1 protein-coding gene is annotated in these 1264 nt (G+C 38.0%); it reads left to right on the top strand.

The features are described 5' to 3' along the window. Positions 1-609 precede the first annotated feature (609 nt). Positions 610-837, top strand: a complete 228-nt coding sequence (locus ACTQ16_RS16575; protein ID WP_441938538.1) for a type ISP restriction/modification enzyme — start codon at positions 610-612, stop codon at positions 835-837. Positions 838-1264: the final 427 nt, after the last annotated feature.

The raw sequence follows: 1264 nt of genomic DNA, 5'->3' as shown, positions 1-1264 counted from the left end.
ATAATTTTGCGTTTGTCGTGATTTGCAAAGTTACTGAAAATCAGCGACTTGACCAACTTTTTATAGTTAAGTTTTCATAAGCATTTCTTAATATAAGTTATTGATTTACAGCCGATTAAATATTAATTTAACGCAGTATTGATATATGATTCTTTGAATCTTTTGATTTTCGAATAAAAATCCCTGCCAGCTTTCACAAGCTGGCAGGGATAATTATAAGTAAAAGATGTAATCTGATTTCACTTAGAAAATCATCTTATAGTCCTTACTGCTACCATCTGTCAATTCTATGTGTATGATTTGAATGCCTGTGGCTATGCTCGCCTTTAAACACCTTGAACCATTTCCCTGTACCCTGCTGATGATTCTGCCATTCAGGTCTATGACCTTAACACTCTTGAGCAGACCGCAGGCAGATTGCACGAGGACAGAAGAACCTTCCTGAACAATACTGATGCACTGATCTGTATCGAAGAAAACATCAACGTTCTTTTCAACACATTAAACAATGCGATGAAAGAACTGGCAGAAGAATAAGAGAAAAGCATCATTGATGACGAGCACAGCACCAGATTCGAGAACCTTATCTATCGTGCCCTGTCAAGTGGCTTGATTACAGAATCCAAGGCTGCCGTCTTACTCAACAAAACGACAGAAGAAGTTTGGCGATATTATATTGGAGGATACCAAATAGCAGAGAAATGGCTTAAAGACAGAAAAGGCACAGAGCTAGACTTCAACGCCATCATCCACTATTCAAACATATTGTATGTTTCGGCACATAATGAGCCACTAGCGGAGGGGGCAGAGAAAGAGGCCTGGTTTCTGCATCATTAATCTGTTTGCTGATAAGGAATGTATCAGAGATCAAAGGCTGTCTTTTGCCTGTAACTGAGTAGAGTATATCTGTCTGCGTAGTTCCGACATTTGGAGAAAAAAGAGATCGAAGTAAGGAACAAAAATAAAATATAGATATAAAGAAAGTAATACCCCAATGCTGTAAGCATGCAATAAAGCAATATACAAATAGCGCAATACCTATATAGATAAAAAAGTTAAGGGCGCTCTATCCTTTAGGAAGGAGCGCCCTTTTCTTATCATCTGACAGGAAGCCCTATCTTGTTACACACATAACAAAGCGAGAAAAATGATATATACCTAAAATCCGCAACTATCATCCAATACACGATTAAGGGTAGATTTATGAGTCGTTAGTAGCAGCTTTCAGTAAAAAGCAACAGCACAACATCAATATGTAGCCACC

It is taken from the genome of Prevotella sp. LCP21S3_D2 (assembly GCF_052118345.1).
Classification (GTDB): domain Bacteria; phylum Bacteroidota; class Bacteroidia; order Bacteroidales; family Bacteroidaceae; genus Prevotella.
Note: the sequence above shows the minus strand (reverse complement) of the source record. Positions and strands in the feature narration are given on the sequence as shown.